This is a genomic window from Franzmannia qiaohouensis, from assembly GCF_031451695.1.
GTDB classification, from domain to species: domain Bacteria; phylum Pseudomonadota; class Gammaproteobacteria; order Pseudomonadales; family Halomonadaceae; genus Franzmannia; species Franzmannia qiaohouensis.
Window position 1 is genome coordinate 135128 of record NZ_JARWAM010000011.1, and the last position, 22417, is coordinate 157544.

A 22417-nucleotide genomic window follows, 5' to 3' on the forward strand; every position below is an offset into this window, starting at 1 on the left:
GATGCAGCAATTGACGCTGGAACATCTCGAGGCCGTCGCCCTTGGCCACGGTGATGTAAGACTGTCTGACAGCGATCTTGAGGCGGCCCGCAAAGCACATCGATTCCTGCTGCAGCGTATCGAGAGTCGGCAGCGAATCTACGGTGTCACTACCGGCTATGGCCCGTTGGCGAGCACATACGTGTCGCCTGAGCAGTCGGCACTACTACAGCAGAACCTGGTGTATCACCTGTGTAGTGGGGTAGGCGAGCCGCTTGCCCCGTCCCAGGTGCGCGCCCTGATGGTGGCGCGCCTGGCCAGCCTGCTGCGCGGCCATTCGGGGGTGAGCCCGCTGCTGCTAGAGCGACTGGTGCTATGGCTGAAAGAGGATGTCGTGGCGGAGATTCCCGCTCGCGGCACCGTGGGGGCCAGCGGAGATCTGACGCCGTTGGCGCATCTTGCCAGAGCGATGAGTGGTTCAGGCCGTGTCAGTCTGCAAGGCAGCGGCTGGATACCAAGTGAAGAGGCGCACCGTCGACTCGGTATCTCGCCACTGCAGCTCGAGCACAAGGATGCCATCTCACTGGTTAACGGCACCTCCGTTACCGTCGGCATCGCGGCGCTCAATGCCATGCAGGCACAGCGAGCGGTCAAGCTCAGTGCCCTGCTGGTATTACTCTACGCCGAGCTGCTGAATGGCCACCGCGAAGCCTTTCATCCCCGCATCGGCGCCATACGACCACACCCCGGCCAGCAGCAGCTGCATGGCTGGCTGTGGCGGCTGTCGGAAGACAGCGCGGCATTGAAGCCATGGCGAGCGCATTCGCTGCCCGACATGCCCTGCGGTCTGGCGCTCAATCGCGACCTGCCCCAGGATGCCTATACGCTGCGCTGCGCGCCCCAGGCGCTGGGGGCGGTATGGGACGTATGCCGACAGCACGCCGATACGGTGGCGTGCGAACTCGATGCGGTGAGCGACAACCCGCTGCTGTTCGCCGAAGACGAGATGATTCTTCATGGCGGCAACTTCTTTGGCCAGCACCTCGCCTTTGCCAGCGACCATCTGAACAATGCCGTGATCCAGATGGCGCTGTATAGCGAGCGCCGCATTGCGCGCATTACCGACCCGCAGAGAAACAACAACCTGCCCGCCTTCATGCAGCCACGCGATACCGGCCTGCACAGCGGCTTCATGGGCGCTCAGGTCAGTGCCACCGCGCTGGTGGCGGAGCTTCGCACCCACGCCATGCCAGCGTCGATTCAGTCGATCCCCACCAATGCCGACAATCAGGACATCGTTCCTCTGGGCACTGTAGCCGCTCGCCGCGCCAGTACTAGCCTGGAGCAGCTCTATCAGGTGCTGGCAATCGAAACGCTGGTACTGGCCCAGGCGGTGGATATCCGCGGAGACGCAACGCTGAGCGAGGCGTCTCGCAAACTCCATCGCTGGGCACGCGAGCATGCCGCTCCGCTGCTGGATGATCGGCCGCTTGCGGAAGAGATCGATACGCTGAGCCACGCACTCTCGCATCCCACCTCGGTCAAGCCTCTTATGGCGCTGTTCGACTAACGACCGGCTCAGCGCCTGCTGGCGTCGGGCTGCGCCGCTGGCGCGGCCTGCTCAAAGGCAGGCAGGGCACGGCAGTGGGCGACGATCTGCCTGATGCGCGGGTAGTCGCCGAGGTCGCAGTCGAAGCGTTCGGCGTTGAACACCTGCGGCACCAGGCAGGCGTCGGCAAGGGTCGGGCGGTCGCCGTGGCAGAAGTCGCCGCTGCCCGCTGCGCGGGAGAGCTGGGCCTCCAGCGCGCTGAAGCCCGCGGCGATCCAGTGGCGGTACCAGGCCAGCTTGGCCGCGTCGCTGGTGCCCAGCTCATCCACCAGGTACCTGAGCACGCGCAGGTTGTTGAGCGGATGCATCTCGCAGGCGATCAGCTGCGCCAGGGCGCGCACCCGCGCCCGCCCGGCGGCATCCCCGGGCAGCAGCGGCGGGGTAGGGTGACACTCCTCCAGGTACTCGCAGATCGCCAGCGACTGGGTCAGCTGGACCCCGTCATCGGTCTCGAGGGTTGGCACCAGCCCCTGCGGATGGCGGGCGAGATGTGCCGGGCTACGCTGCTCTCCGGCCACCAGGTCAACGGGGACCTGCTCAAAGGCCAGGCCCTTGAGGTTGAGGACGATGCGCACCCGGTAGGCCGCCGAGGAGCGGTAGTAACCGTATAGCGTGGTCATGGCTGGCTCCTGCGGCTATTGGCCGCTGTGGGGCTGGTACTTCACCACCTGCTGGTCGATGGCGCCGAAGATGCTGTGGCCCTGGCGGTCGAACATCTCGATGCGCACCCGGTCGCCGAAACGCATGAACGGCGTCTTGATCTCATCGAACAGGATCTTCTCGACCATGCGCACCTCGGCCAGGCAGCTGTAGCCCACGCCGCCTGCCTCGATTGGCTTGCCCGGCCCGCCGTCGGCATCCGGATTGGAGACGGTGCCCGAGCCGACGATGGCCCCGGCACCTAGATGACGCGTCCTGGCAGCGTGGGCCACCAGCTCGGGGAAGCCGAAGATCATGTCCGGCCCGGCCTCGGGCTCGCCGAACTTCTCGCCGTTGAGGTGCACGCTCAGCGGCAGGTGCACGCGGCCGTCCTGCCAGGCGTCGCCCAGCTCGTCGGGGGTCACGCACACCGGCGAGAAGCTCGAGGCCGGCTTGGCCTGGAAGAAGCCGAAGCCCTTGGCCAGCTCGGCGGGGATCAGGCCGCGCAGGCTGACGTCGTTGACCAGCATGATCAGCTTGATATGGCCGGCGGCTTGCTGCGGCGTCACCGCCATGGGCACGTCGTCGGTGATCACCGCGATCTCGCCCTCGAAGTCGATGCCGTGCTCCTCGCTGAGCGCTGCGATGTCCTCATGCGGGGCGAGGAAGGCGTCGCCGCCGCCCTGGTACATCAGCGGGTCGCTCCACAGGCTCTCGGGGAGTTCGGCGCCGCGCGCCTGGCGCACCAGCTTGACGTGGTTGAGATAGGCCGAGCCGTCGGCCCAGTGATAGCTGCGCGGCAGCGGAGAGTGCAGCTCGCGTGTGTCGAGGTCGAAGGCGCCCATGGCGCTGCCGGCGTTGAGTTCGGCGTAGCGCTGCTCGAGGCGGGGGCTGACGGCGTCCCAGTCCTCGAGGGCCTGCTGCAAGGTGTCGGCGATATCGCTGGCGCTGACGGCCTGGCGCAGATCGCGGGACACGATCACCAGTTCGCCGTCGCGGCGCTGCCTGGGGTCGAGCTTGAGGGTGGCGAGTTTCATGGTCGTGGAATCCTTGTCGTCAGGGGAATCAGGGCCGCTCGGCGTCGAAGTGCGAGCGCAGCGTCGACCAGACATCGACGTAGTCGCGCTGCCGGAAGTCGGCGTCGCGGGCGTCGGGCACGGTCTGGAACGGGTAGCGGCTCTCGAACATGAAGGCCAGGGTGGCGGCCTGGTAGTGGGGCTTGAGTTCGGCGCTGGAGGCCTTGTCGAAGGTTTCGGCGTCGGGGCCGTGGGGCGACATGCAGTTGTGCAGGCTGGCACCGCCGGGCACGAAGCCTTCGGCCTTGGCGTCGTACTCGCCGTGTATCAGGCCCATGAACTCGCTCATCAGGTTGCGATGGAAGTAGGGCGGGCGGAAGGTGTTCTCGGCCACCATCCAGCGCGGCGGAAAGATCACGAAGTCGAGGTTGGCCACGCCCGGGGTCTCCGAGGGCGAGGTCAGCACGGTAAAGATCGACGGATCGGGGTGGTCGAAGCTCACCGTGTTGATGGTGTTGAAGTGGGCCAGATCGTACTTGTAGGGCGCGTAGTTGCCGTGCCAGGCCACCACGTCGAGCGGTGAGTGGTCGAGCCGGGTCACCCACAGCCGCCCGGAGAAGCGCGCCAGCAGCTCGAACTCGCCTGACACGTCCTCATAGGCGGCGGCCGGGGACAGGAAGTCGCGGGGGTTAGCCAGGCCGTTGGCGCCGATCGGGCCAAGCCCGGGCAGCTCGAAGGGCGCCCCGTAGTTCTCGCACACATAGCCGCGCGCCGCCTCGCTGCCCTCGGCCAGGCGCACCTGGCACTTGATGCCGCGGGGGATCACCGCGATCTCGCCGCTGGCCACCTCGAGCACACCCATCTCGGTGCGCACCACCAGGTCGCCGAGCTGCGGCACTATCAGCAGCTCACCGTCGGCGTCGTAGAAAAAACGCTGCATGCTGCGATTGCAGGCGTAGACGTGCACGCCACAGCCGGCTTGGCCGGGAGCATCGCCGTTGATGCCGATGGTGGTCAGGCCGTCGATGAAATCAGTGGGCTCAGTGGGCAGCGGCAGCGGGTCCCAGCGCATCTGGTTGGGATCGGCCAGCGCCGAGGCGTTGGGGGCGGTCACCCAGCGCGGATGGTCTAGCGGGCGGTAGGCGCCTTGCACCACCGAGGGGCGAATACGGTACAGCCAGCTGCGCAGGTTGTGGCCGCGCGGCGCGGTGAAGGCCGAGCCTGTCAGCTGTTCGGCATACAGCCCGTAGGCGCAGCGCTGCGGCGAGTTCTGGCCCTCGGGGAGGGCGCCGGGCAGCGCCTCGCTCGAGACGTGATTGCGAAAGCCGCTGTGGTACGACGGCACGGCATGCTGGGATGGCATGGCGAATCTCCTGGCTAGATTTTTTTGTTTCATTTGAAACTAAATCTAGCCGGAGGCCTGGGGCGGGTCAAGCCTCGACCAGTTGATCCAGGCGCGCGTCGAGCTTGTTGAGCAGCCGGAACAGGTCGCGATATTCGGCGCCGCTGAGTGCGTCGACCAGTTCGCCCTCCCACGCCAGGGCCAGGGGGATCGCCTCGGCCATCAGTGCCTGCCCCGCCTCCGTGAGGCTCAGGCGCATGCTGCGCTGGTCGCGGTGGGTGCGCTGGCGGGCCAGCAGTTCACGCTCGCCCAGCGACTTGACGGCCCGCGAGACTCGCGCCTTGTCCATATCGGTGAGCTCGCAGATCTGACTGGCGGTTAGGCTGCTGCGCTGATGCAGCCAGGCCAGGATGCGCCACTCGGCGATGCTGAGTTCGAACTCTCGGGCGTAGATCTGCGCCAACGACTGGCTGATGCGCTCGGCGAGGTGGGCCAGGCGATAGGGCAGGAACTGCTCCAGCTGCAGCTCGGGCGGTGGCGAAGAAGGGGCGTGGCTCACGGCAAGTATCCTGTGTCGTGTCGTTCGAGTCGTGCCCCAGTGTAACCGAGGGAGCGCGTGATGGTGCTCGGGTGCAGGTGTCAGGATTTCGTGACGGTTTTCTGGCATGGCAAGGGTGACAGGCGGCGATCAGCGCTTGTCGGGGTCGCTTTGCCAAGCATATCGTTTCAAAAGAAACGTTATTTTATGCCGTTCATGACGTTTCCTATGGTCAATGACGATGATATCCGACGCTTAGGTAGCGAATCGCTCGGTGATCACCGACAATAACAAGCTTCCTCGAAAGGTTTGGCAATGACGACAAGACAACAACCCAAGAATCTCTGGCTCGGCCGCTGGGGGTTCGTGCTCGCCGCCACCGGCTCCGCGGTGGGCCTCGGCAATATCTGGAAATTCCCCTATATCACCGGCGAGTTCGGCGGTGGCGCCTTTGTGCTGGTGTATCTGGCCTGCATCCTGGCGGTGGGGGTGCCGATCATGATGGCCGAGATCGCCTTTGGCCGGCGCGGACGCGGTAGCCCCATCGACGCCATCCGGCGCGTCACCCGCGAGTCGGGACACGGGCGGCTGTGGTCGCTGGTGGGCTGGATGGCGATGCTGGCGGGGTTCATGATCCTCTCCTTCTACGTAGTGGTGGCCGGCTGGTCGTTCTCCTATCTATGGAAGATGCTCAGCGGCTCGCTGGGCGGGTCGAGCGTCGACGACATGATGGCGATCTTCGTCGCCAACAATGAGAACCCCTTCAACCTCGGCATGTGGAGCACGCTGGTGGTGGTGCTGACCATGCTGATCGTCGGCAAGGGGGTCCAGGCCGGCATCGAGCGCAGCGTCAGCTGGATGATGCCGGGCATGGTGATCATGCTGGCGATCCTGATCGGCTACGGCGTCTTCTCCGGCGGCTTCGGCGAGGCGGTCGCCTTCCTGTTCTCCTTCAACGCCGAAGGGCTATCCAGCGAGGGCATGCTGGCGGCCCTGGGTCACGCCTTCTTCACCCTGTCGCTGGCCTCCGGGGCGATCCTCACCTACGGTGCCTATCTGCCCGACCGCAGCTCGATTGCCCGCACCACCTTCAGCGTAGCGGCCGCCGATACCGTGGTGGCGCTGATGGCCGGCCTGGCGATCTTCCCGATCATCTTCGCCAACGGCATGGATCCCGGCGAGGGTCCGGGGTTGATCTTCATGAGCCTGCCGCTGGCCTTCCAGTCGATGCCGCTGGGCACGCTGTTCGGCATCCTGTTCTTCGTGATGTTGTCGATGGCGGCCCTGACCTCGTCGATCTCGATGATCGAGGCCAGCGTGGCCTGGCTCAACGAGAGCAAGGGGATCGCGCGCAAGCACGCCGCCTGGGGCGTGGGTATCGTGCTGTGGCTGGTCAGCAGCCTGGCGATGCTGTCGTTCAACTGGGGCGCCGACTGGACCCTGGCGGGGCGCAACGCCTTCGACTGGCTCGACTACCTGACCTCGCGCTGGATGATGCCGCTTGGCGGCCTGGCAATGGCGCTGATGGCGGGCTTCCTGCTGCGCCACGAGATCTTCAAGGCCGAGCTGGGTCTGTCCGACACCCAGCACGCGCTATGGCTGTTCATGATTCGCTACGTCAGCCCGCTGGGGATTGTGCTGATCTTCATCGATGCGCTAGGCATCGCGACCCTGCACCTGGCCTCGCAGTGGCCGTGGCTGCTGGCCCTGCTGGCGCTGGTGGTGGTCATCGGCGAGGTGGCAAGCCCGCGCCTGCGTCGTCCGCGCGACGCCTGACCCCATCTGCAACGCCATTCACTGCCTCGTCGGCCTTGGCCGGCGGGGCAGTATCGTGTGTGCAGCAGGCTGGCGGCGCCCGCCATGATGCTCTAAACTTCGGCATATCTAACGCTTCTTTTATTCTTTTTGGTTCTTTCAATGGCCGATTCCTCTCACCGCTCGCTAGCCGCCGACGTCGGCCTGGCCAATCGCCGTGACTTTCCACGCGGTCAGGTCGCTCTGGTGGGTGCCGGTCCGGGCGATCCCGAGCTGTTGACGCTTAAGGCGCTCAAGCGGCTGCAACTGGCCGAGGTAATCCTGCATGACCGGCTGGTCAGCGAGGAGATCCTGGCCATGGCCAACCCCCAGGCGCAGCGCTTCTATGTCGGCAAGGCCCGCTCCCACCACAGCGTGCCCCAGGAGGGTATCAACCAGGCGCTGGTGGACTGGGCGGACCAGGGCAAGCGCGTGGTGCGCCTCAAGGGCGGCGACCCGTTCATCTTCGGCCGCGGCGGCGAAGAACTCGAGACCCTGGCAGCAGCCGGCGTCGACTTCGAGGTAATCCCTGGAGTCACGGCAGCGGCGGGCTGTGGCGCCTATGCCGGCATTCCGCTGACGCACCGCGATCACGCCCAGTCGGTGCGCTTCATCACCGGCCATCTGCAGAACGGCAGCTGCGAGCTGGACTGGGCGACCCTGGCCCACCCCGGGCAGACCCTGGTGTTCTACATGGGCCTGGGGGGGCTGCCGATCATCAGCGCCGAGCTGCGCGCCCATGGCCTGGCCGACGACACCCCGCTGGCGCTGATCGAGCAGGGCACCACGGCGCGCCAGCGGGTGCATGTCGGCACCCTGCGGCACTTGCCCGCAGACGTCGCGGCGGGCACTATCAAGCCGCCGACCTTGATCATTGTCGGCCAGGTAGTGGCGCTGCATGCGCGCCTGGCGTGGTTCGACCCGCGCGGGGCCGGCAGCGGCGGCTGGCAGGAGGGTAAGCACCCCACCCCCGAGGCCAACGCCGACAGCGCCTGAGTGCGACTCTGTCAGAGGTAGGCCGCTCGACATGCATGGACTCCCCACGCCCCTTGCCGCCCGCGGGTCATTGCGGTCAATGGCACTATGCGCACTGCTGTCGCTGGCCGTGCTGCTCGCTGGCTGCGCCAGCCGCGAGGGAGCGCGCCAGTCCGGCGCCGGCGTGGCCAGCGAGGAGGGCATCGCCTCCTACTACGCCGATCGCTACCACGGTCGCCAGACCGCCAGCGGCGAGCGTTTCGATCAGCGGGCGCTGACCGCGGCGCATCCTAGCCTGCCGTTCGGTACCCGCGTACGCGTCACCCATCTCGACAACGGCCGCGAAACGGTGGTGCGAATCAACGACCGTGGCCCCTTCGTGCGCGGCCGTATCATCGACCTGTCGCGGCGCGCCGCCGAAGAGCTCGACATGCTACGCAGCGGTGTCGCGCCGGTCCGCGTCAGCGCCGAGTGAGGCCCCGTATGCGCACTACGCGTCCTGAATTCATCGCCGAAGTCGCCCGCTGGCGGCGCCGTGGCCGCAGCCGCCGTGGGCTCAAGCTGCGCAGCTTCCGGCTGCAGGTGATGCTGCTGGTGGGCGCGCTGCTGGCCGGCATGCTGCTTGCCCAGGGCGCCTATCTCAACCATCGCAAGGCCGAGATCATCGCCGACCAGATCGGCCAGCGGGCGCTGTCGGTGGCGCTTTCTGTCGCCAGCATCCCGGCCGTGATCGAGGCCTTCGACGACGACGATCCCAGCGCCACCATCCAGCCCATCGCCGAACGCATCCGCCGCGAGACCGGTGCGCGCTACGTGGTGGTCGGCAACGAGGAGGGCATTCGCTACTCCCACCCGCTGGAGGAGCGGCTCGGCCTGTCGATGGTCGGTGGCGACAACGACCGCGCGCTGATCCACGGCGAGTCCTATGTCTCCGAGGCCACCGGCTCGCTGGGCGAGGCGATGCGTGGCAAGACGCCGGTATTCGACGCCGAGGGCAATATCGTCGGCATCGTCTCGGTGGGCTTCATGCTCGATCGCGTGGAGCTGGATGTCGTCGAACATACCAGCTTCGGCTGGATGCTGGTGGCACTCATGATCGTGTTCGGTTTCGCTGGCGCCTACGGCCTGTCGCGCCATCTCAAACGCGTGATCCTGGGCCTGGAGCCTCACGAGATCGCACGCTTGGCGATGGAGAAGGAGGCCATCCTGCAGTCGATCCACGAGGGCATCCTGGCGGTCAACCACGAGGGCCAGATCACCCTGCTCAACCAGCAGGGGCGACGCTTTCTCGACCTGCCCAGCGAGCGTGAGGTACTCGGCCAGCCGGTCCAGGAGGTGGTGCCCAACTCGCGGCTGATGGAGGTGCTCGACAGCGGCGAACGTCAGTTCGACCAGGAGATGTGGCTGGGCGATCACCCGGTGGTGGTCAACCGCGTGCCGGTGATGCACGAGGGCGAGGTCGAAGGGGCGGTGGCGACCTTCCGCAGCCGGCGCGAGATCGTCGACCTGTCCCAGGCGCTTAGCGCGGTGACCCGCGACGTCGACATGCTGCGCGCCCAGGCCCATGAGTTCTCCAACAAGCTGTATACCATCTCCGGCCTGCTGCAGCTCGACCGGGTCAAGGAGGCGCTGGCGCTGATTCATCAGGAGAGCGAGCGGGCCCAGGCGCAGATGGCGTTTCTGATGGCCCACGTCGCCGACCCGGTCCTCAGTGGTACCCTGATGGGCAAACTGACCCGCGCCCGCGAGCTGGGCGTGCAGCTCGAGATCGACGAACAGAGCTCGCTCGGCGAGCCGCTGACGCTGCACGGTCAGGAGGTGCTGATGACGGTGATCGGCAATCTGCTCGACAACGCCTGCTATGCCGCAGTGCAGGGCATCGGCACGCCCAGCGCGGCGGGCCTCGACGCCGACGCTGGCCCGCGCCAGCCGCGGGTGCGGCTGTTCTTCACCGATCTCGGCGACCAGCTGCTGATCGAGGTCGAGGACAACGGCCCCGGGGTGCCGCCCGAGCAGGTCGAGTCGATCTTCAGCGAGGGCTTCTCGACCAAGCCCGGCAAGCATCGCGGTATCGGCCTGGCGCTGGTCAGCCGGCTATGCGAGGAGAACGGCGGCGCCATCACCCTGGAGGATAGCGAGCTGGGCGGTGCCGGTTTCACCGTGGTGCTCGACAAGACGCTGTGCCGTGCGACCAGCGCCAGCGACGCCTGAGCACGGCAACAACACGCCAGCAACGCATACAACAATAGGGAAACAGATGAGCGAACCCGTGTATGGGATCCTGATCGTCGAGGACGATTTTCGCATTGCCGACATCAACCGCGCCTTCATCGAGCAGAGCGATGGCTTCGAGGTGGTCGGCATGGCCAAGACCGGCGCCGAAGCGATGGCGCTCCTCGCCCGCGACGCGAGCAGCATTCATCTGGTACTGCTGGATGCCTATATCCCCGACGTCGAGGGTCTCGAACTGATGTGGGAGATGCGCCGCCGCTACGCGCATCTCGACATCGTGATGATCACCGCCGCCAAGGAGGTCGAGACCATCGCCGAAGCGCTGCGTGGCGGCGTCTTCGACTACCTGATCAAGCCCACCGAGGGTGCGCGCATGGCGCAGATGCTGCACCGTTTTCGCCAGGAGCGTGCCGCGCTGGACCACAAGGCCGAGATGAGCCAGGAGGAGCTCGACCGCACCCTGGGACGCATGCGCGCGAGTACCGAAAAGGCTCCCGCCGCCGGCCGCACGGCACTGCCCAAGGGTATCGACCGCCTGACGCTGGGGGCGGTAGTGGCTGCACTGCGCGAAGAGGCCGGCCCGCTAACCGCCATGCAGCTGGCTACCCTGATCGGTGCCAGTCGCTCCACGGCGCGGCGCTACCTGGAATTTCTGGTCTCGGTGGACGTGGCCCGCGCCGAACTGGGCTATGGTGATGTAGGCAGGCCGGAGCGCCGCTACCGGTTGGTGGGCAGTGCCGATGAGTGGCTGGGCGAGGGCGGATGATGGTCGGCACCTGTCCTGCGGTGCTTCAGCGTGAACATAATGAGCAAAATGCCGCTAATGCGCTTTTTATCGTTTATCGCCACAAGCTTGTCGGCCCGAATCACCTTGCACTAGGGTGCAAGGCGAGCAATATCGAGGCACCGCAAGCGTGCCGATAACAACCAAAGCAATTGTGGAGAACGCCATGACCGCCAAGCTTACCCGTCTATCCTTCCTGGCCCTGCCGCTGGCCGCCACCATGGCCTTCGGTGCCGCCACCGCCCAGGCCGACGACTGGCAGCCGACCAGCTCGGTAGAGTTCATCGCTCCGGCCAATCCGGGTGGCGGCTGGGATACCCTGGTACGCACCTCCTCGCGAGTGATCCAGGAAGAGGGCCTCGCCGAGCGCAACTTTGCCGCGATCAACACGCCTGGTGGCGGCGGTGCCGTGGCCTGGGCACAGATTGCCCGCGACGCAGGCAACCCGCACAAGATCTTCGCCACCAGCCCGCCGATCATCCTGGTCCCGCTGGCCGGCACCTCGCGCTACGATCACACCGACTTCACGCCGATCGCGCGTCTGATCACCGACTACTCCATCGTACTGGTGCCGGCCGACTCCGAGTACCAGAGTCTCAACGACCTGATGGAAGCGATGGCCGAGAACGCCAGCCTGAGCGTCGGCGGCGGTAGCGCCCCGGGTTCCATGGATCACATCTCCATCGCCGGCCTGGCTTCGGCCGCAGGTCTCAACGCCGCCGACGTCAACTACATCCCGTTCTCGGGCGGTGGCGAGGCCATGACCAACCTGATGGGCGGTCACGTCGAAGCGGTCATCACCGGCGCCGGCGAAGCCGCAGGCCAGCTGGGCGAGGGCAGCGATATCCGTGCGCTGGGCGTCTCTGCACCGGAGCGCCTGGGTGGTGCCCTGGCCGACATCCCGACCTACCTCGAACAGGACATCGACTACACCTTCGATATCTGGCGTGGCGTGATGGGCACCCCGGACATGCCGGAAGAGGCGGTGGCCTACTACGAGAACCTCTTCGCCGAGATGCTCGAGACCGACAGCTGGGCCGACGCCCGCGACCAGCTGGGCTGGCTCGATGCCTATCAGAACAGCGAAGAGTTCGGCGACTTCCTCGACGCGCAGAAAGAGCAGTTCAGCGAAGTACTGAGCGAGCTGGGCCTGCTCGGCGACTAAGTCGACCATCCAGCGCTGTTACGGCGTGGGCCTCGCTAGCGGGGCCCACGCATTCTCGAATGCGACACTTGAACCCGCCTTTGCAGGGTTCGGGGCAGACTCCTCATGACACGACTCAACGTAAACCAGATCCTGGCGCTGTGCCTGGCACTGGTAGCCGTAGGCTACTTGGCCATGGCCTGGCAGATCCCCAATTTCCCGCTGCCGCGCCCGGTCGACTCTGACCTGTTCCCCAAGGTGCTGGGCTTCACGCTGCTCGGCCTCTCGCTGCTGCTGTTCCTTGAAAAACCCAAGGCACAGGATATTCCCGACGAGCTCGACCCCAATGAACAGGCCCAGCCGCTGCTGCTGCGTCCCTGGTCGCGGGTGGTGATCACCTCGCTGGCCATCGTTCTCTACGCGCTGCTGCTGGCACCCATCGGGTTCGTTGTCGCTTCCACCACGCTCTCCTTCGGGCTGGCCTGGTACTACGGCTACCGTCGCCACGGGGTCAACATGGCGGTATCGCTTGGCGTCGTGCTGGCGCTGTATCTGACCATGACCAAGGTCATGGATGTCTATCTGCCGACGGGCATTCTGCCGCTCTGAGCCGACGTCAACGTCACGTGAGAGAGATACTTCCATGGAAGCCTTCAATAACCTGATGTACGGCTTCGGCATTGCGCTGGAGCCCATGAACATCGCCTACGTCTTCTTCGGGGTGTTTGCCGGTACCATCATCGGCATGCTGCCCGGCCTCGGGCCGATCAGTGCGCTGGCGCTGATGATCCCGATCACCTTCGCCATGGAGCCGTCATCGGGCCTGATCCTGATGGCCGGCGTCTACTATGGTGCGATCTTCGGCGGCTCGACGTCGTCGATCCTGCTCAACGCGCCGGGTGTGGCCGGTACCGTGGCCACCTCCTTCGACGGCTACCCGCTGGCCAAGCAGGGCATGGCCGGCAAGGCGCTGGCGATCGCGGCCTACTCCTCTTTCATCGGCGGCACGGTGTCGATCATCTTCCTGATGCTGGTGGCGCCGCTGCTCGGCAAGGTGGCGGTGAGCTTCGGTCCCGCCGAGTATTTCGCGCTGATGGTGCTGGGCCTCACCGCGGTGGTCTCGCTGTCCGACAAGTCGCTGGTCAAGGGCCTGATCGCCGCGGTGATCGGGGTGATGATCTCGATCATCGGCATCGACCTGCAGACCGGCACAGAGCGCTACACCTTCGGTGCCGCTCATCTCCTCGACGGCATCGACTTCCTGGTCGTGGCGCTGGGTATCTTCGCCCTGGCCGAGGTTTTCTACATGCTGCTGCGCGGCGGCGGGGGCAAGGAGCAGCCGCGCAATGCCATCGGCTCGCTCAAGCTCACCGGCCGCGAGTGCCGCGACATCGCCGCGCCGATCGGGCGCAGCTCGATCCTGGGCTTCTTCACCGGCGTGCTGCCGGGGGCCGGTGCCACCATCGGGTCGTTCCTGGGCTACAGCATGGAGAAGCGCCTGGCCAAGGACGGTGACACCTTCGGCAAGGGCAACATCAAGGGTGTGGCGGCGCCGGAGGCGGCCAACAACGCCGCCTGTACCGGCTCCTTCGTGCCGCTGCTGACCCTCGGCGTACCCGGTTCGGGCACCACCGCGGTACTGCTGGGTGCGCTGCTGGTAATGGGCGTGACCCCGGGGCCGGCGATGATCGAGAGCCGTCCGGATGTGTTCTGGGGCGTGATCGCCAGTATGTATATCGGCAATCTCTTCCTGCTGGTGCTCAACCTGCCGTTGATTCCGCTGATCGCCAAGATCCTCGATATGCCGCGTCCGCTGCTGCTGGCGCTGATCCTGATCTTCTGCATGATCGGCGTCTACGGGATGAGCTTCAGCGTCTTCGATCTGCTGCTGCTGCTGGGCTTCGGCCTGCTGGGTCTCGGCATGCGGCTGTTCGGCTTCCCTGCGGCACCGCTGATCCTGGCACTGATCCTGGGCGCAATCATGGAGGAGTCGATGCGCCGCGCGCTGCAGATCTCCGGCGGCGACTGGTCGATCTTCATCGACAAGCCGATCTCGATGTGGCTGCTGATCATCGCCGCGCTGTCGCTGATCCTGCCGCTGGTCAAGAAGGCCATTGCCGGGGCGCGCGCCCGCGCCTAAGAAAACGCTGCACAAATTGCCTGCGCGAGCGAATCACTGCGTTGCGCGGTGCGCGGAATCCTCACATATACCCCATATGCTCCGGTTCCTGTGCTCCGTGCGCCTTGCGCTTCATCTCGCTCGGCGACTTGTTCAGCGTTTCCCGTAAGACACAGTAGTAGATCCCTCGCGGGGGCGTCGGCACAGCCGGCGCCCCCGCGCTGCTATTAGCTGTCTACGCCCAAGGTCGCTATGACAGCGCGTGGGTGACTGGTCTAGAATTCAAGCAAGCGTTTGAATTTTTATGGTTGCCGCGATAGACGGTGGCCGCCGCCGACCAGGAGAGACACCATGGCCTTTTACCGGGCACCGCTGACCGACATGCGTTTCGTCCTCAACGAGGTGCTGGAAGCGCCCAAGCTGTGGGCGGCGATGCCGGCTACCGCCGAGTTTGGTGCCGAGCTCGCCGATGCCATCCTCGAGGAGGGCGCGCGGGTCACCGAGGCCGAACTGTTCCCGCTCAACCAGGCGGGGGATGCCGAGGGTTGCCATCTCAAGGACGGCGAGGTGACCACGCCTGCCGGGTTCAAGGCGGCCTGCAAGACCCTCGCCGAGGGCGGCTGGCTTGGACTTGGCGGCAATCCCGACTACGACGGTCAGGGCCTTCCCAAGATGCTCACGGTGGCCTTCGAGGAGATGCTCTACGCCACCAATGCCAGCTTCGCGCTCTATCCGGCGCTCAACAACGGCGCCACCCTGCTGCTCGACCAGTACGCCCCGGACCCCATCAAGCAGACCTACCTGCCGCCCATGCACCGCGGCGAGTGGCTGGGCACCATGTGCCTTACCGAGCCCCACTGCGGCACCGACCTGGGGCTGATCAAGACCCGTGCCGAACCGCTCGCAGACGACCGCTACGCGATTACCGGCAGCAAGATCTGGATCACCGGCGGCGAGCACGACATGGTCGACAACATCGTCCACCTGGTACTGGCCAAGCTGCCCGACGCACCCGCCGGCTCCCGGGGCATCTCGGTGTTCCTGGTGCCCAAGTTCAAGGTCAATGCCGACGGCACCCTCGGCGAGCGCAACGCGCTGAGCTGCGGCGGCCTCGAGCACAAGATGGGCATCAAGGGCAGTGCCACCTGCGTGATGAACTTCGACGGCGCCGAAGGCATCCTGATCGGCGAGCCGCACCAGGGCCTGGCGACCATGTTCACCATGATGAACTATGAACGCCTGTCGATCGGCATTCAGGGGCTCGGTCTCGGCGAAGTGGCCTACCAGAGCGCCATGGACTTCGCCCGTGAACGCCTGCAGAGCCGTGCCCCGAGCGGCCCGGCGGCTCCCGACAAGCCCGCGGACCCCATTTTGGTGCATCCCGACGTCCGCCGCATGGCGCTCAATACCCGCGCCTGGAACGAGGGCGGCCGGGCCTTCGCCGCCTTCGTCGGCAGCCAGCTCGACTGCGTCAAGTTTCACCCCGATGCCGAGGCACGTGAGCAGGCCGCCGACCTTGTGGCGCTGCTGACGCCAATAGCCAAGGCGTTTCTCACCGACCGCGGCTTCGCCGCCACCGTCGAGGCGCAGCAGCTCTACGGCGGCAACGGCTACTGCGTGGAGTGGGGCGCCGAGCAGTACGTGCGCGACGCACGCATCGCGATGATCTACGAGGGCACCAACGGTATCCAGGCCATGGACCTGGTGGGGCGTAAGCTGTCTCGCAACCGTGGCGCCTACGTCAAGCGCTTCGCCGAGGCGATGCGTGCCGACCTGGCCAGCGAGGCCAGCGATACCCTGGCGCCGTTCCAGCGTGCCTGTGAGCAGGAGCTGGCACGCCTCGAGACGGTCACTGCAGCGCTACTGAAGCGCGCTGATGGCCACCCCGAGGAGCTCGGCGCCGCCGCCCACGATTACCTGCAGCTGTTCGGCCACGTTACCTATGCCTGGATGTGGTGGAAGATGGCCCGTGCTGCCGAGCATGGCCTGCGCCAGGATGGTCCGGCCGGGGCGGCGTTCTATCGGGCCAAGCTCAGCGTGGGCCGCCACTTCATTGCCCGCATGCTGCCGCATACCCTGGCCCTCGAGCAGCAGATCCGTGCCGGCGCCGAGCCGCTGATGGCTCTCGACGAGGCCGCCTTCTATCCCGCCTGAGTATCGCCAGCCCAGATGCAAGCCGGCCGCCCAACGGGCGGCCGGCTTGTTTTACGCGCGCTGCACCGTGTGGGTGCGCAGGGTTTCCTCATTTTGGCGCATTGTGCTGGTGCGTGCTCCGTGTGTTGCACGCTAATGGTGCGCTTGGCGTCGGTGACGCCTCGGCCTATTATTCTCAACTGATTGAAATAGCTAAGAAACCAGGGCCCCTTGTCGGCGCTGGCATAACCCTTGCGATATCTCCTGTGCGATAGCCACGCGCGTTACCCGCTGCGGGCTGACGCGACGCTGGACACAACGCCGCAGCGCGGGCCAGGCGCCCGCGACGGCGTATAACAACCAGGTTCCGCAAGGAGAATCTCGTGAACGCACCCAAGGCATCCTTTACTCCCCGTCGTCTCATCGCCGCCATGCTGGCCGCTGGCACCCTGACCGGTGCCGGCCAGGCGCTGGCCGACGATCCGATCAAGGTCGGTATCCTTCACTCGCTGTCGGGCACCATGGCGATCAGCGAGACGGTGCTCAAGGACACCGTCGAAATGCTCATCGAGCAGCAAAACGAGCAGGGTGGCCTGCTGGGGCGTGAGCTCGAGGCAGTGGTGGTCGATCCCGCCTCCAACTGGCCGCTGTTCGCCGAGCGCGCTCGCGAACTGCTCGAGCAGCACGAGGTCGACGTGGTCTTCGGTAACTGGACGTCGGTGTCGCGCAAGGCGGTGCTGCCGGTTTTCGAAGAGCTCAACGGCCTGCTCTTCTACCCGGTGCAGTATGAAGGCGAAGAGTCCTCCGAGAACGTCTTCTACACCGGTGCGGCGCCCAACCAGCAGGCGATTCCGGCGGTGGAGTACCTGATCAACGAGGTTGGCATCGAGCGCTTTGCACTGATCGGCACCGATTATGTCTACCCGCGCACCACCAACCGCATCCTCGAAGCTTTCCTCAAGGAAGAGCACGGCGTGGCCGACGAGGACATCATGATCGAGTACACCCCGTTCGGGCACTCCGACTGGCAGAACATCGTCAGTGAGATTCGTCGCTTCGGCGAAGAGGGCAAGCGCACCGCGGTGGTCTCGACCATCAACGGCGACGCCAACGTGCCGTTCTACCGCGAGCTGGGCAACCAGGGCATCGACGCCGCCGATATTCCGGTCATCGCCTTCTCGGTGGGTGAGCAGGAGCTGTCCGGCATCGATACCGGCCCGCTGGTCGGCCATCTGGCCGCCTGGAACTACTTCATGAGCGTCGATACCGACGAGAACTACGACTTCATCGACGCCTGGATCGACTACACGGGCGACGAAGAGGCCGTCACCAACGACCCCATGGAAGCCCACTATATCGGCTTCAACATGTGGGCCGAGGCGGTGCGCAAGGCCGGCACCACCGACCCGGATGCCATCAAGGACGCGATCATCGGCGTGGCGGTGCCCAACCTTACCGGCGGCTATGCGGCGATGATGCCCAACCACCACATCACCAAGCCGGTGCTGATTGGCGAGGTGCAGGACAACGGCCAGTTCGACATCGTCTGGCAGACCCCGTCCACCGTGGCCGGCGACGCCTGGTCGGACTTCCTGCCGGGTTCGCGCGACCTGATGGCCGACTGGCAGGCGCCGATGCGCTGCGGCAACTACAACGTTGCCACCGGCTCCTGTGGCGGCAGCACCGCGGCCGAAGAAGCCGAAGAAGCGCTCGCCGAAGAGTGATAGTACCTAGCTCCGCCGCCGCACGGCGGCGGAGCGCACGCCTGCTCGACCTATTCTGCTACTCCCTACCGCAAAGGAAGAACCCATGAGGAGTCTCCTTTTATTTTGGCTGCTAGTGCTGTTGGTCATGCCGCTGACCGCGAACGCGCAGACCTCGGCAGACGACGAGGCGGCCATCGAACTGCTGGAAGCGCTGGACGTCGACAGCTTTCCCGCCAAGGGCGAGGCCATCAATGCCATCGTCGCCAGTGACGATGAGCGAGCCCGCGCCTGGCTGCAGGCGCTGCTCGACGGACGCCTGCAGCGCGCCGACGACGGCCGCTTCGTGGTGGTACTCGACAACACGGGCCGCGACTGGCCGGTGGAAGACGCCCTGAGCGGCGAGGCCCTGGGCGAGATGTCGCGTCGCGACCTCGACCGTATCGGTATCAACAATGCGCTGCGCAATCAGCTGCGCAGCGTGATCGCGGTGGTCGATCTCTACTCTCCCAACCTCGACCGGCGGCGCACCTCCGCTGAGCGGCTGCTGGGCGAGGTGGATGAGGAGCTCGCCGAGCCCATCGAAGCGCTGATCGAAGAGGAGGAGGATGCGCGAGTCCGCCAGCGCCTGACCCTGGCGCTGGCCATTCATCGCCTGGAGCAGGGCGATATCCTGGCCATCGAGCACCTCGACGGCAGCCTGCATCCGCGGGTGCGGGTGGCGCTCAACCAGGCCACCAACAGCGATGATGAAGAGATCGCCGCGGCTGCCGCCACGGCGCTGGGTAACATCGAGCAGAACCTGCGCCTCAATCGCGCCGCCGAAACCCTCTACTTCGGCCTCTCGATGGGCTCGGTGCTGGTATTGGCGGCCATCGGCCTGGCCATCACCTTCGGCGTGATGGGGGTGATCAACATGGCCCACGGCGAGTTGATCATGCTCGGCGCCTATACCACCTGGGCGATGCAGCAGCTGATTCCCGGGCAGCCGGGGCTGGCGCTGATTCTATCGATACCCGCCGGGTTCATGGTCGCGGCCCTGGCCGGCATTGCCATCGAGCGCGGCGTGATCCAGTTCCTCAAGGGGCGCCCGCTGGAGACACTGCTGGCGACCTTCGGCGTCAGCCTGATTCTCCAGCAGCTGGTGCGCACCGCGATCTCTCCCCAGAACCGCACCGTGGTTAGCCCGGAGTGGTTGAGCGGCTCGCTAGTGGTCAACGACGCCTTGTCGCTGACCCTCAACCGCATGTATGTGATCGGCTTTGCCCTGGTGGTATTCGCCGCCCTGATGCTGGTGATGCGCCGCACCCGGCTTGGCCTGGAGGTGCGCGCGGTGACCCAGAACCGTGCCATGGCGCGTTCCATGGGCATTCGCGCGACCCGCGTCGACATTCTCACCTTCGGCCTGGGGTCGGGCGTTGCCGGCCTCGCCGGGGTGGCGCTGTCGCAGCTCACCAACGTCGGCCCCAACCTGGGCCAGAACTACATCATCGACTCCTTCATGGTGGTGGTGTTCGGTGGCGTGGGTAACCTCTGGGGCACCCTGGTCGCTGGCCTGTCGCTGGGGGTGATCAACCAGGTGCTGGAGCCCTGGGCGGGCGCCGTACTGGCCAAGATCATAATGCTGGTGTTCATCATCCTGTTCATTCAGAAACGCCCCCGCGGACTCTTTCCGCAAAAGGGCCGCGCGGCGGAGGGCTGATCGCGATGTGGTTAATGCAACCGTTCAATGAGCGTTCGACCCAGCTATTCATCGGCGTACTGCTGGCGGCGATGACCCTGGTCACGCTGCTGCACGTGGTGGTGCCGGCGGGGCATCCGCTCCACGTCAACGCCTACACCGTCAACCTGTTCGGCAAGTACCTCAGCTATGCGCTGCTGGCCGTGGCGGTTGACCTGGTGTGGGGCTACCTGGGGATTCTCAGCCTCGGCCACGGCGCCTTCTTCGCCATCGGCGGCTATGCCATGGGCATGTATCTGATGCGCCAGATCGGCGACCGAGGCACCTACGGTGACCCGGTACTGCCCGATTTCATGGTGTTCCTGAGCTGGGAGTCGCTGCCCTGGTACTGGCTAGGCTTCGACATGGCCTGGTTCGCCTTCCTGATGGTGCTGCTGGCACCCGGTGCGCTGGCGCTGGTGTTTGGCTTCCTGGCGTTCCGTTCGCGGGTCACCGGGGTCTATCTGTCGATCATCACCCAGGCGCTGACCTTCGCCCTGATGCTGGCCTTCTATCGCAACGAGATGGGCTTCGGCGGCAGCGACGGCCTCACCGACTTCCGCGACATCCTTGGCTTCAACCTGCGCAGCAACGAGACCCGCCTGGGCCTGTTCCTGGCCACCGGGGTGGCGCTGGGTGCCGGCTACCTGCTGTGTCGCGCCATCGTCGGCAGCAAGCTGGGCCGGGTCTGCGTGGCAACTCGCGACGCCGAGGCGCGCACCCGCTTCCTCGGCTACCGGGTCGAGCGCTTCCAGCTGTTCGTGTTCGTGGTCTCGGCAATGCTTGCCGGGCTTGCCGGCGCGCTCTACGTGCCCCAGGTGGGCATCATCAACCCCAGCGAGTTCTCGCCGATCTTCTCCATCGAGATCGTGCTGTGGGTCGCGCTGGGCGGCCGTGCCACGCTGTACGGCGCGGTGATCGGCGCCATCCTGGTCAACTACGCCAAGACGGTATTCACCGGCGTCATGCCCGACGCCTGGCTGTTCGCCCTCGGCGCGATGTTCGTGCTGGTCACGGTGTTCCTGCCCAAGGGCGTGGCCGGACTGTTCGCCTACCGACTCAAACGGCGTCGCGACCATAGCGATGCTACCCCCGGCCAGGAGGTGACCTCATGAGCCTGATCAAGTCGCTGTCCCAGCGCGATCGCGTATTCGACTTCATGGCGCCCGCCGAATCGCCGGTGGACGTGCGCCACGGGCCAATCCTCTACATGGAGGACGTCACGGTCAGCTTCGATGGCTTCAAGGCCATCAACGATCTCAACCTGACCGTCGACGACGGCGAGCTGCGCTGCATCATCGGCCCCAACGGCGCCGGCAAGACCACCATGATGGATATCATTACCGGCAAGACCCGGCCCGACCAGGGCAAGGTGTGGTTCGGCGCACGCCATAATCTGCTCACCATGAACGAGCCAGATATCGCTGCGCTGGGTATTGGCCGCAAGTTCCAGAAGCCCACGGTGTTCGAGGCGCTGTCGGTATTCGAGAACCTGGAGCTGGCCATGACCGCCGACAAGCGGGTGCTGCCGACGCTGTTTGCGCGGCTGGAGGGCCCGGCCCGGGAGCGTATCGATGAGGTGCTGGAGATGACCGGCCTCGCCGAGCAGCGCCGCCGGCCGGCGGGCGTTCTCTCCCACGGCCAGAAGCAGTGGCTGGAGATCGGCATGCTGCTGATGCAGCGGCCGCGGCTGCTGCTGGTCGACGAACCGGTGGCGGGCATGACCGAGCAGGAGATGGAGCGCACCGCCGAACTGCTCACCGGCCTGGCCGGCAAGCAGTCGGTGGTGGTGGTGGAGCACGACATGGGCTTCGTGCGCTCGATTGCGCGCAAGGTCACGGTGTTGCACCAGGGCAGCGTGCTGGCCGAGGGCAGCATGGACCAGGTGCAGAATGACCCGCGGGTGATCGAGGTCTACCTCGGTGAAAGCGAGGAGGCCGCCTGATGCTCAAGGTCGACAAGCTCAATCAGTACTACGGCGAGAGCCATACCCTGTGGGACCTGAGCCTCGAGGTGCCGGCCGGTGAGTGCACCTGCGTGATGGGCCGCAACGGGGTGGGCAAGACCACCCTGCTCAAGTGCGTGATGGGCGAGGAGCGGGTGGCCGACGGCAGCTTGCGCTTCGCCGATGACATTGAGCTGACCCGCAAGCGGATCGAGGAGCGCTCGCGGCTGGGCATCGGCTACGTGCCACAGGGGCGGCAGATCTTTCCGCTGCTGACCGTGGAGGAGAACCTGCGCACCGGCCTCGCCGCGCGCAGCGACGGCAAGCGCAGCATTCCCGAACGCATCTATGAGCTGTTCCCGGTGCTCAAGGAGATGCGTCACCGCCGCGGCGGCGATCTCTCCGGCGGCCAGCAGCAGCAGCTGGCCATCGGCCGGGCGCTGGTCATCGAGCCAAGGATGTTGATCCTCGATGAGCCGGGGGAGGGCATTCAGCCCAATATCGTCGCCCAGATCGGCGAGGTGATCCGCACCCTGATCGATGAGGACGGTCTGACCGTGCTGCTGGTGGAGCAGAAGCTGCCCTTCGCCCGCAAGTACGCCGACCGCTTCGTGATCATGGATCGCGGCCGCCACGTGGCCAAGGGGCCCATCGCCGAACTCTCCGACGCGCTGATCAAGCAGCATCTGACGGTCTAGGTTCGGCAGCGCCCAGCCAAGGACGCCCGCCGCGGTCACGCCGCGGC

Annotated in this window: 19 protein-coding genes; 15 read left to right on the top strand and 4 right to left on the bottom strand. The window is 65.9% G+C overall.

All coding sequences use genetic code 11. From position 1 onward, the window contains the following. The first annotated feature begins 1 nt into the window (after position 1). Positions 2-1549 carry an HAL/PAL/TAL family ammonia-lyase gene (locus tag QC821_RS15690; RefSeq protein WP_309723528.1) on the top strand — a complete coding sequence of 516 codons (1548 nt, stop codon included), beginning with the start codon at positions 2-4 and terminating at the stop codon, positions 1547-1549. Positions 1550-1557: 8 nt separating this feature from the next. On the opposite strand, the gene maiA is transcribed toward QC821_RS15690, so the two are convergent. The 4 genes from maiA to QC821_RS15710 all read right to left on the bottom strand — a co-directional run bounded on the left by maiA (position 1558) and on the right by QC821_RS15710 (position 5144). After that, positions 1558-2208: a maleylacetoacetate isomerase gene (maiA, locus tag QC821_RS15695; RefSeq protein ID WP_309723531.1), complete on the bottom strand. Its 651-nt coding sequence runs from the start codon at positions 2206-2208 to the stop codon at positions 1558-1560. 15 nt (positions 2209-2223) lie between these two features. Further along, complete coding sequence (locus QC821_RS15700; RefSeq protein WP_309723533.1) at positions 2224-3264, bottom strand: fumarylacetoacetate hydrolase family protein; 1041 nt, start codon at positions 3262-3264, stop codon at positions 2224-2226. Positions 3265-3292: 28 nt separating this feature from the next. Next, positions 3293-4606, bottom strand: a complete 1314-nt coding sequence (gene hmgA, locus QC821_RS15705) for a homogentisate 1,2-dioxygenase (RefSeq protein WP_309723536.1) — start codon at positions 4604-4606, stop codon at positions 3293-3295. 67 nt (positions 4607-4673) lie between these two features. Then, entirely contained in the window at positions 4674-5144 is a 471-nt protein-coding gene (locus QC821_RS15710; protein ID WP_309723539.1) for a MarR family winged helix-turn-helix transcriptional regulator, read from the bottom strand. A gap of 294 nt (positions 5145-5438) precedes the next feature. Here QC821_RS15710 and QC821_RS15715 point away from each other — a divergent pair, with 294 nt between their 5' ends. The 14 genes from QC821_RS15715 to urtE all read left to right on the top strand — a co-directional run bounded on the left by QC821_RS15715 (position 5439) and on the right by urtE (position 22370). Continuing rightward, positions 5439-6899: a sodium-dependent transporter gene (locus QC821_RS15715; RefSeq protein ID WP_309723542.1), complete on the top strand. Its 1461-nt coding sequence runs from the start codon at positions 5439-5441 to the stop codon at positions 6897-6899. Positions 6900-7040: 141 nt separating this feature from the next. Then, on the top strand, positions 7041-7913 hold the full coding sequence (gene cobA, locus QC821_RS15720; RefSeq protein WP_309723545.1) for a uroporphyrinogen-III C-methyltransferase: 873 nt from the start codon (positions 7041-7043) through the stop codon (positions 7911-7913). 79 nt (positions 7914-7992) lie between these two features. Then, the gene (locus QC821_RS15725; protein WP_309723548.1) at positions 7993-8367 is read left to right on the top strand and encodes a septal ring lytic transglycosylase RlpA family protein; all 375 of its coding nucleotides are present in this window, start codon (positions 7993-7995) and stop codon (positions 8365-8367) included. 8 nt (positions 8368-8375) lie between these two features. After that, a complete protein-coding gene (locus QC821_RS15730; RefSeq protein WP_309723551.1) occupies positions 8376-10103 on the top strand; it encodes a sensor histidine kinase in 1728 nt (575 codons plus the stop codon). Positions 10104-10149: 46 nt separating this feature from the next. Then, positions 10150-10890 carry a response regulator gene (locus QC821_RS15735; RefSeq protein ID WP_309723554.1) on the top strand — a complete coding sequence of 247 codons (741 nt, stop codon included), beginning with the start codon at positions 10150-10152 and terminating at the stop codon, positions 10888-10890. 184 nt (positions 10891-11074) lie between these two features. Beyond that, positions 11075-12073 carry a Bug family tripartite tricarboxylate transporter substrate binding protein gene (locus tag QC821_RS15740; protein WP_309723557.1) on the top strand — a complete coding sequence of 333 codons (999 nt, stop codon included), beginning with the start codon at positions 11075-11077 and terminating at the stop codon, positions 12071-12073. A 105-nt stretch (positions 12074-12178) separates the two neighbouring features. Further along, positions 12179-12661 (top strand): tripartite tricarboxylate transporter TctB family protein, encoded by a 483-nt coding sequence (locus tag QC821_RS15745; protein ID WP_095623259.1) that lies wholly within the window; start codon positions 12179-12181, stop codon positions 12659-12661. 34 nt (positions 12662-12695) lie between these two features. Beyond that, positions 12696-14192: a tripartite tricarboxylate transporter permease gene (locus tag QC821_RS15750; protein WP_309723561.1), complete on the top strand. Its 1497-nt coding sequence runs from the start codon at positions 12696-12698 to the stop codon at positions 14190-14192. A gap of 330 nt (positions 14193-14522) precedes the next feature. Then, positions 14523-16325, top strand: coding sequence for an acyl-CoA dehydrogenase C-terminal domain-containing protein (locus QC821_RS15755; RefSeq protein ID WP_309723564.1), 1803 nt, complete (start codon positions 14523-14525; stop codon positions 16323-16325). Between the two features lie 410 nt (positions 16326-16735). Beyond that, the gene (gene urtA, locus QC821_RS15760; protein WP_309723613.1) at positions 16736-18028 is read left to right on the top strand and encodes an urea ABC transporter substrate-binding protein; all 1293 of its coding nucleotides are present in this window, start codon (positions 16736-16738) and stop codon (positions 18026-18028) included. Between the two features lie 85 nt (positions 18029-18113). Beyond that, on the top strand, positions 18114-19709 hold the full coding sequence (urtB, locus tag QC821_RS15765; protein WP_309723567.1) for an urea ABC transporter permease subunit UrtB: 1596 nt from the start codon (positions 18114-18116) through the stop codon (positions 19707-19709). A 5-nt stretch (positions 19710-19714) separates the two neighbouring features. After that, entirely contained in the window at positions 19715-20842 is a 1128-nt protein-coding gene (gene urtC, locus QC821_RS15770) for an urea ABC transporter permease subunit UrtC (RefSeq protein WP_309723570.1), read from the top strand. Further along, on the top strand, positions 20839-21672 hold the full coding sequence (gene urtD / locus QC821_RS15775) for an urea ABC transporter ATP-binding protein UrtD (RefSeq protein WP_309723573.1): 834 nt from the start codon (positions 20839-20841) through the stop codon (positions 21670-21672). The genes urtC and urtD overlap by 4 nt, the downstream gene beginning before the upstream one ends. Then, complete coding sequence (urtE, locus tag QC821_RS15780) at positions 21672-22370, top strand: urea ABC transporter ATP-binding subunit UrtE (protein WP_309723575.1); 699 nt, start codon at positions 21672-21674, stop codon at positions 22368-22370. Before urtD ends, urtE begins: the two co-directional genes overlap by 1 nt. Positions 22371-22417 lie beyond the last annotated feature (47 nt).

Bases quoted from the DNA above. Each gene is read 5' to 3' on its own strand.
- QC821_RS15690 (WP_309723528.1), top strand. From the start codon at position 2: ATGCAGCAATTGACGCTGGAACATCTCGAGGCCGTCGCCCTTGGCCAC.
- maiA (WP_309723531.1), bottom strand. From the start codon at position 2,208: ATGACCACGCTATACGGTTACTACCGCTCCTCGGCGGCCTACCGGGTG.
- QC821_RS15700 (WP_309723533.1), bottom strand. From the start codon at position 3,264: ATGAAACTCGCCACCCTCAAGCTCGACCCCAGGCAGCGCCGCGACGGC.
- hmgA (WP_309723536.1), bottom strand. From the start codon at position 4,606: ATGCCATCCCAGCATGCCGTGCCGTCGTACCACAGCGGCTTTCGCAAT.
- QC821_RS15715 (WP_309723542.1), top strand. From the start codon at position 5,439: ATGACGACAAGACAACAACCCAAGAATCTCTGGCTCGGCCGCTGGGGG.
- cobA (WP_309723545.1), top strand. From the start codon at position 7,041: ATGGCCGATTCCTCTCACCGCTCGCTAGCCGCCGACGTCGGCCTGGCC.
- QC821_RS15725 (WP_309723548.1), top strand. From the start codon at position 7,993: ATGGCACTATGCGCACTGCTGTCGCTGGCCGTGCTGCTCGCTGGCTGC.
- QC821_RS15730 (WP_309723551.1), top strand. From the start codon at position 8,376: ATGCGCACTACGCGTCCTGAATTCATCGCCGAAGTCGCCCGCTGGCGG.
- QC821_RS15735 (WP_309723554.1), top strand. From the start codon at position 10,150: ATGAGCGAACCCGTGTATGGGATCCTGATCGTCGAGGACGATTTTCGC.
- QC821_RS15740 (WP_309723557.1), top strand. From the start codon at position 11,075: ATGACCGCCAAGCTTACCCGTCTATCCTTCCTGGCCCTGCCGCTGGCC.
- QC821_RS15745 (WP_095623259.1), top strand. From the start codon at position 12,179: ATGACACGACTCAACGTAAACCAGATCCTGGCGCTGTGCCTGGCACTG.
- QC821_RS15750 (WP_309723561.1), top strand. From the start codon at position 12,696: ATGGAAGCCTTCAATAACCTGATGTACGGCTTCGGCATTGCGCTGGAG.
- QC821_RS15755 (WP_309723564.1), top strand. From the start codon at position 14,523: ATGGCCTTTTACCGGGCACCGCTGACCGACATGCGTTTCGTCCTCAAC.
- urtA (WP_309723613.1), top strand. From the start codon at position 16,736: ATGCTGGCCGCTGGCACCCTGACCGGTGCCGGCCAGGCGCTGGCCGAC.
- urtB (WP_309723567.1), top strand. From the start codon at position 18,114: ATGAGGAGTCTCCTTTTATTTTGGCTGCTAGTGCTGTTGGTCATGCCG.
- urtC (WP_309723570.1), top strand. From the start codon at position 19,715: ATGTGGTTAATGCAACCGTTCAATGAGCGTTCGACCCAGCTATTCATC.
- urtD (WP_309723573.1), top strand. From the start codon at position 20,839: ATGAGCCTGATCAAGTCGCTGTCCCAGCGCGATCGCGTATTCGACTTC.
- urtE (WP_309723575.1), top strand. From the start codon at position 21,672: ATGCTCAAGGTCGACAAGCTCAATCAGTACTACGGCGAGAGCCATACC.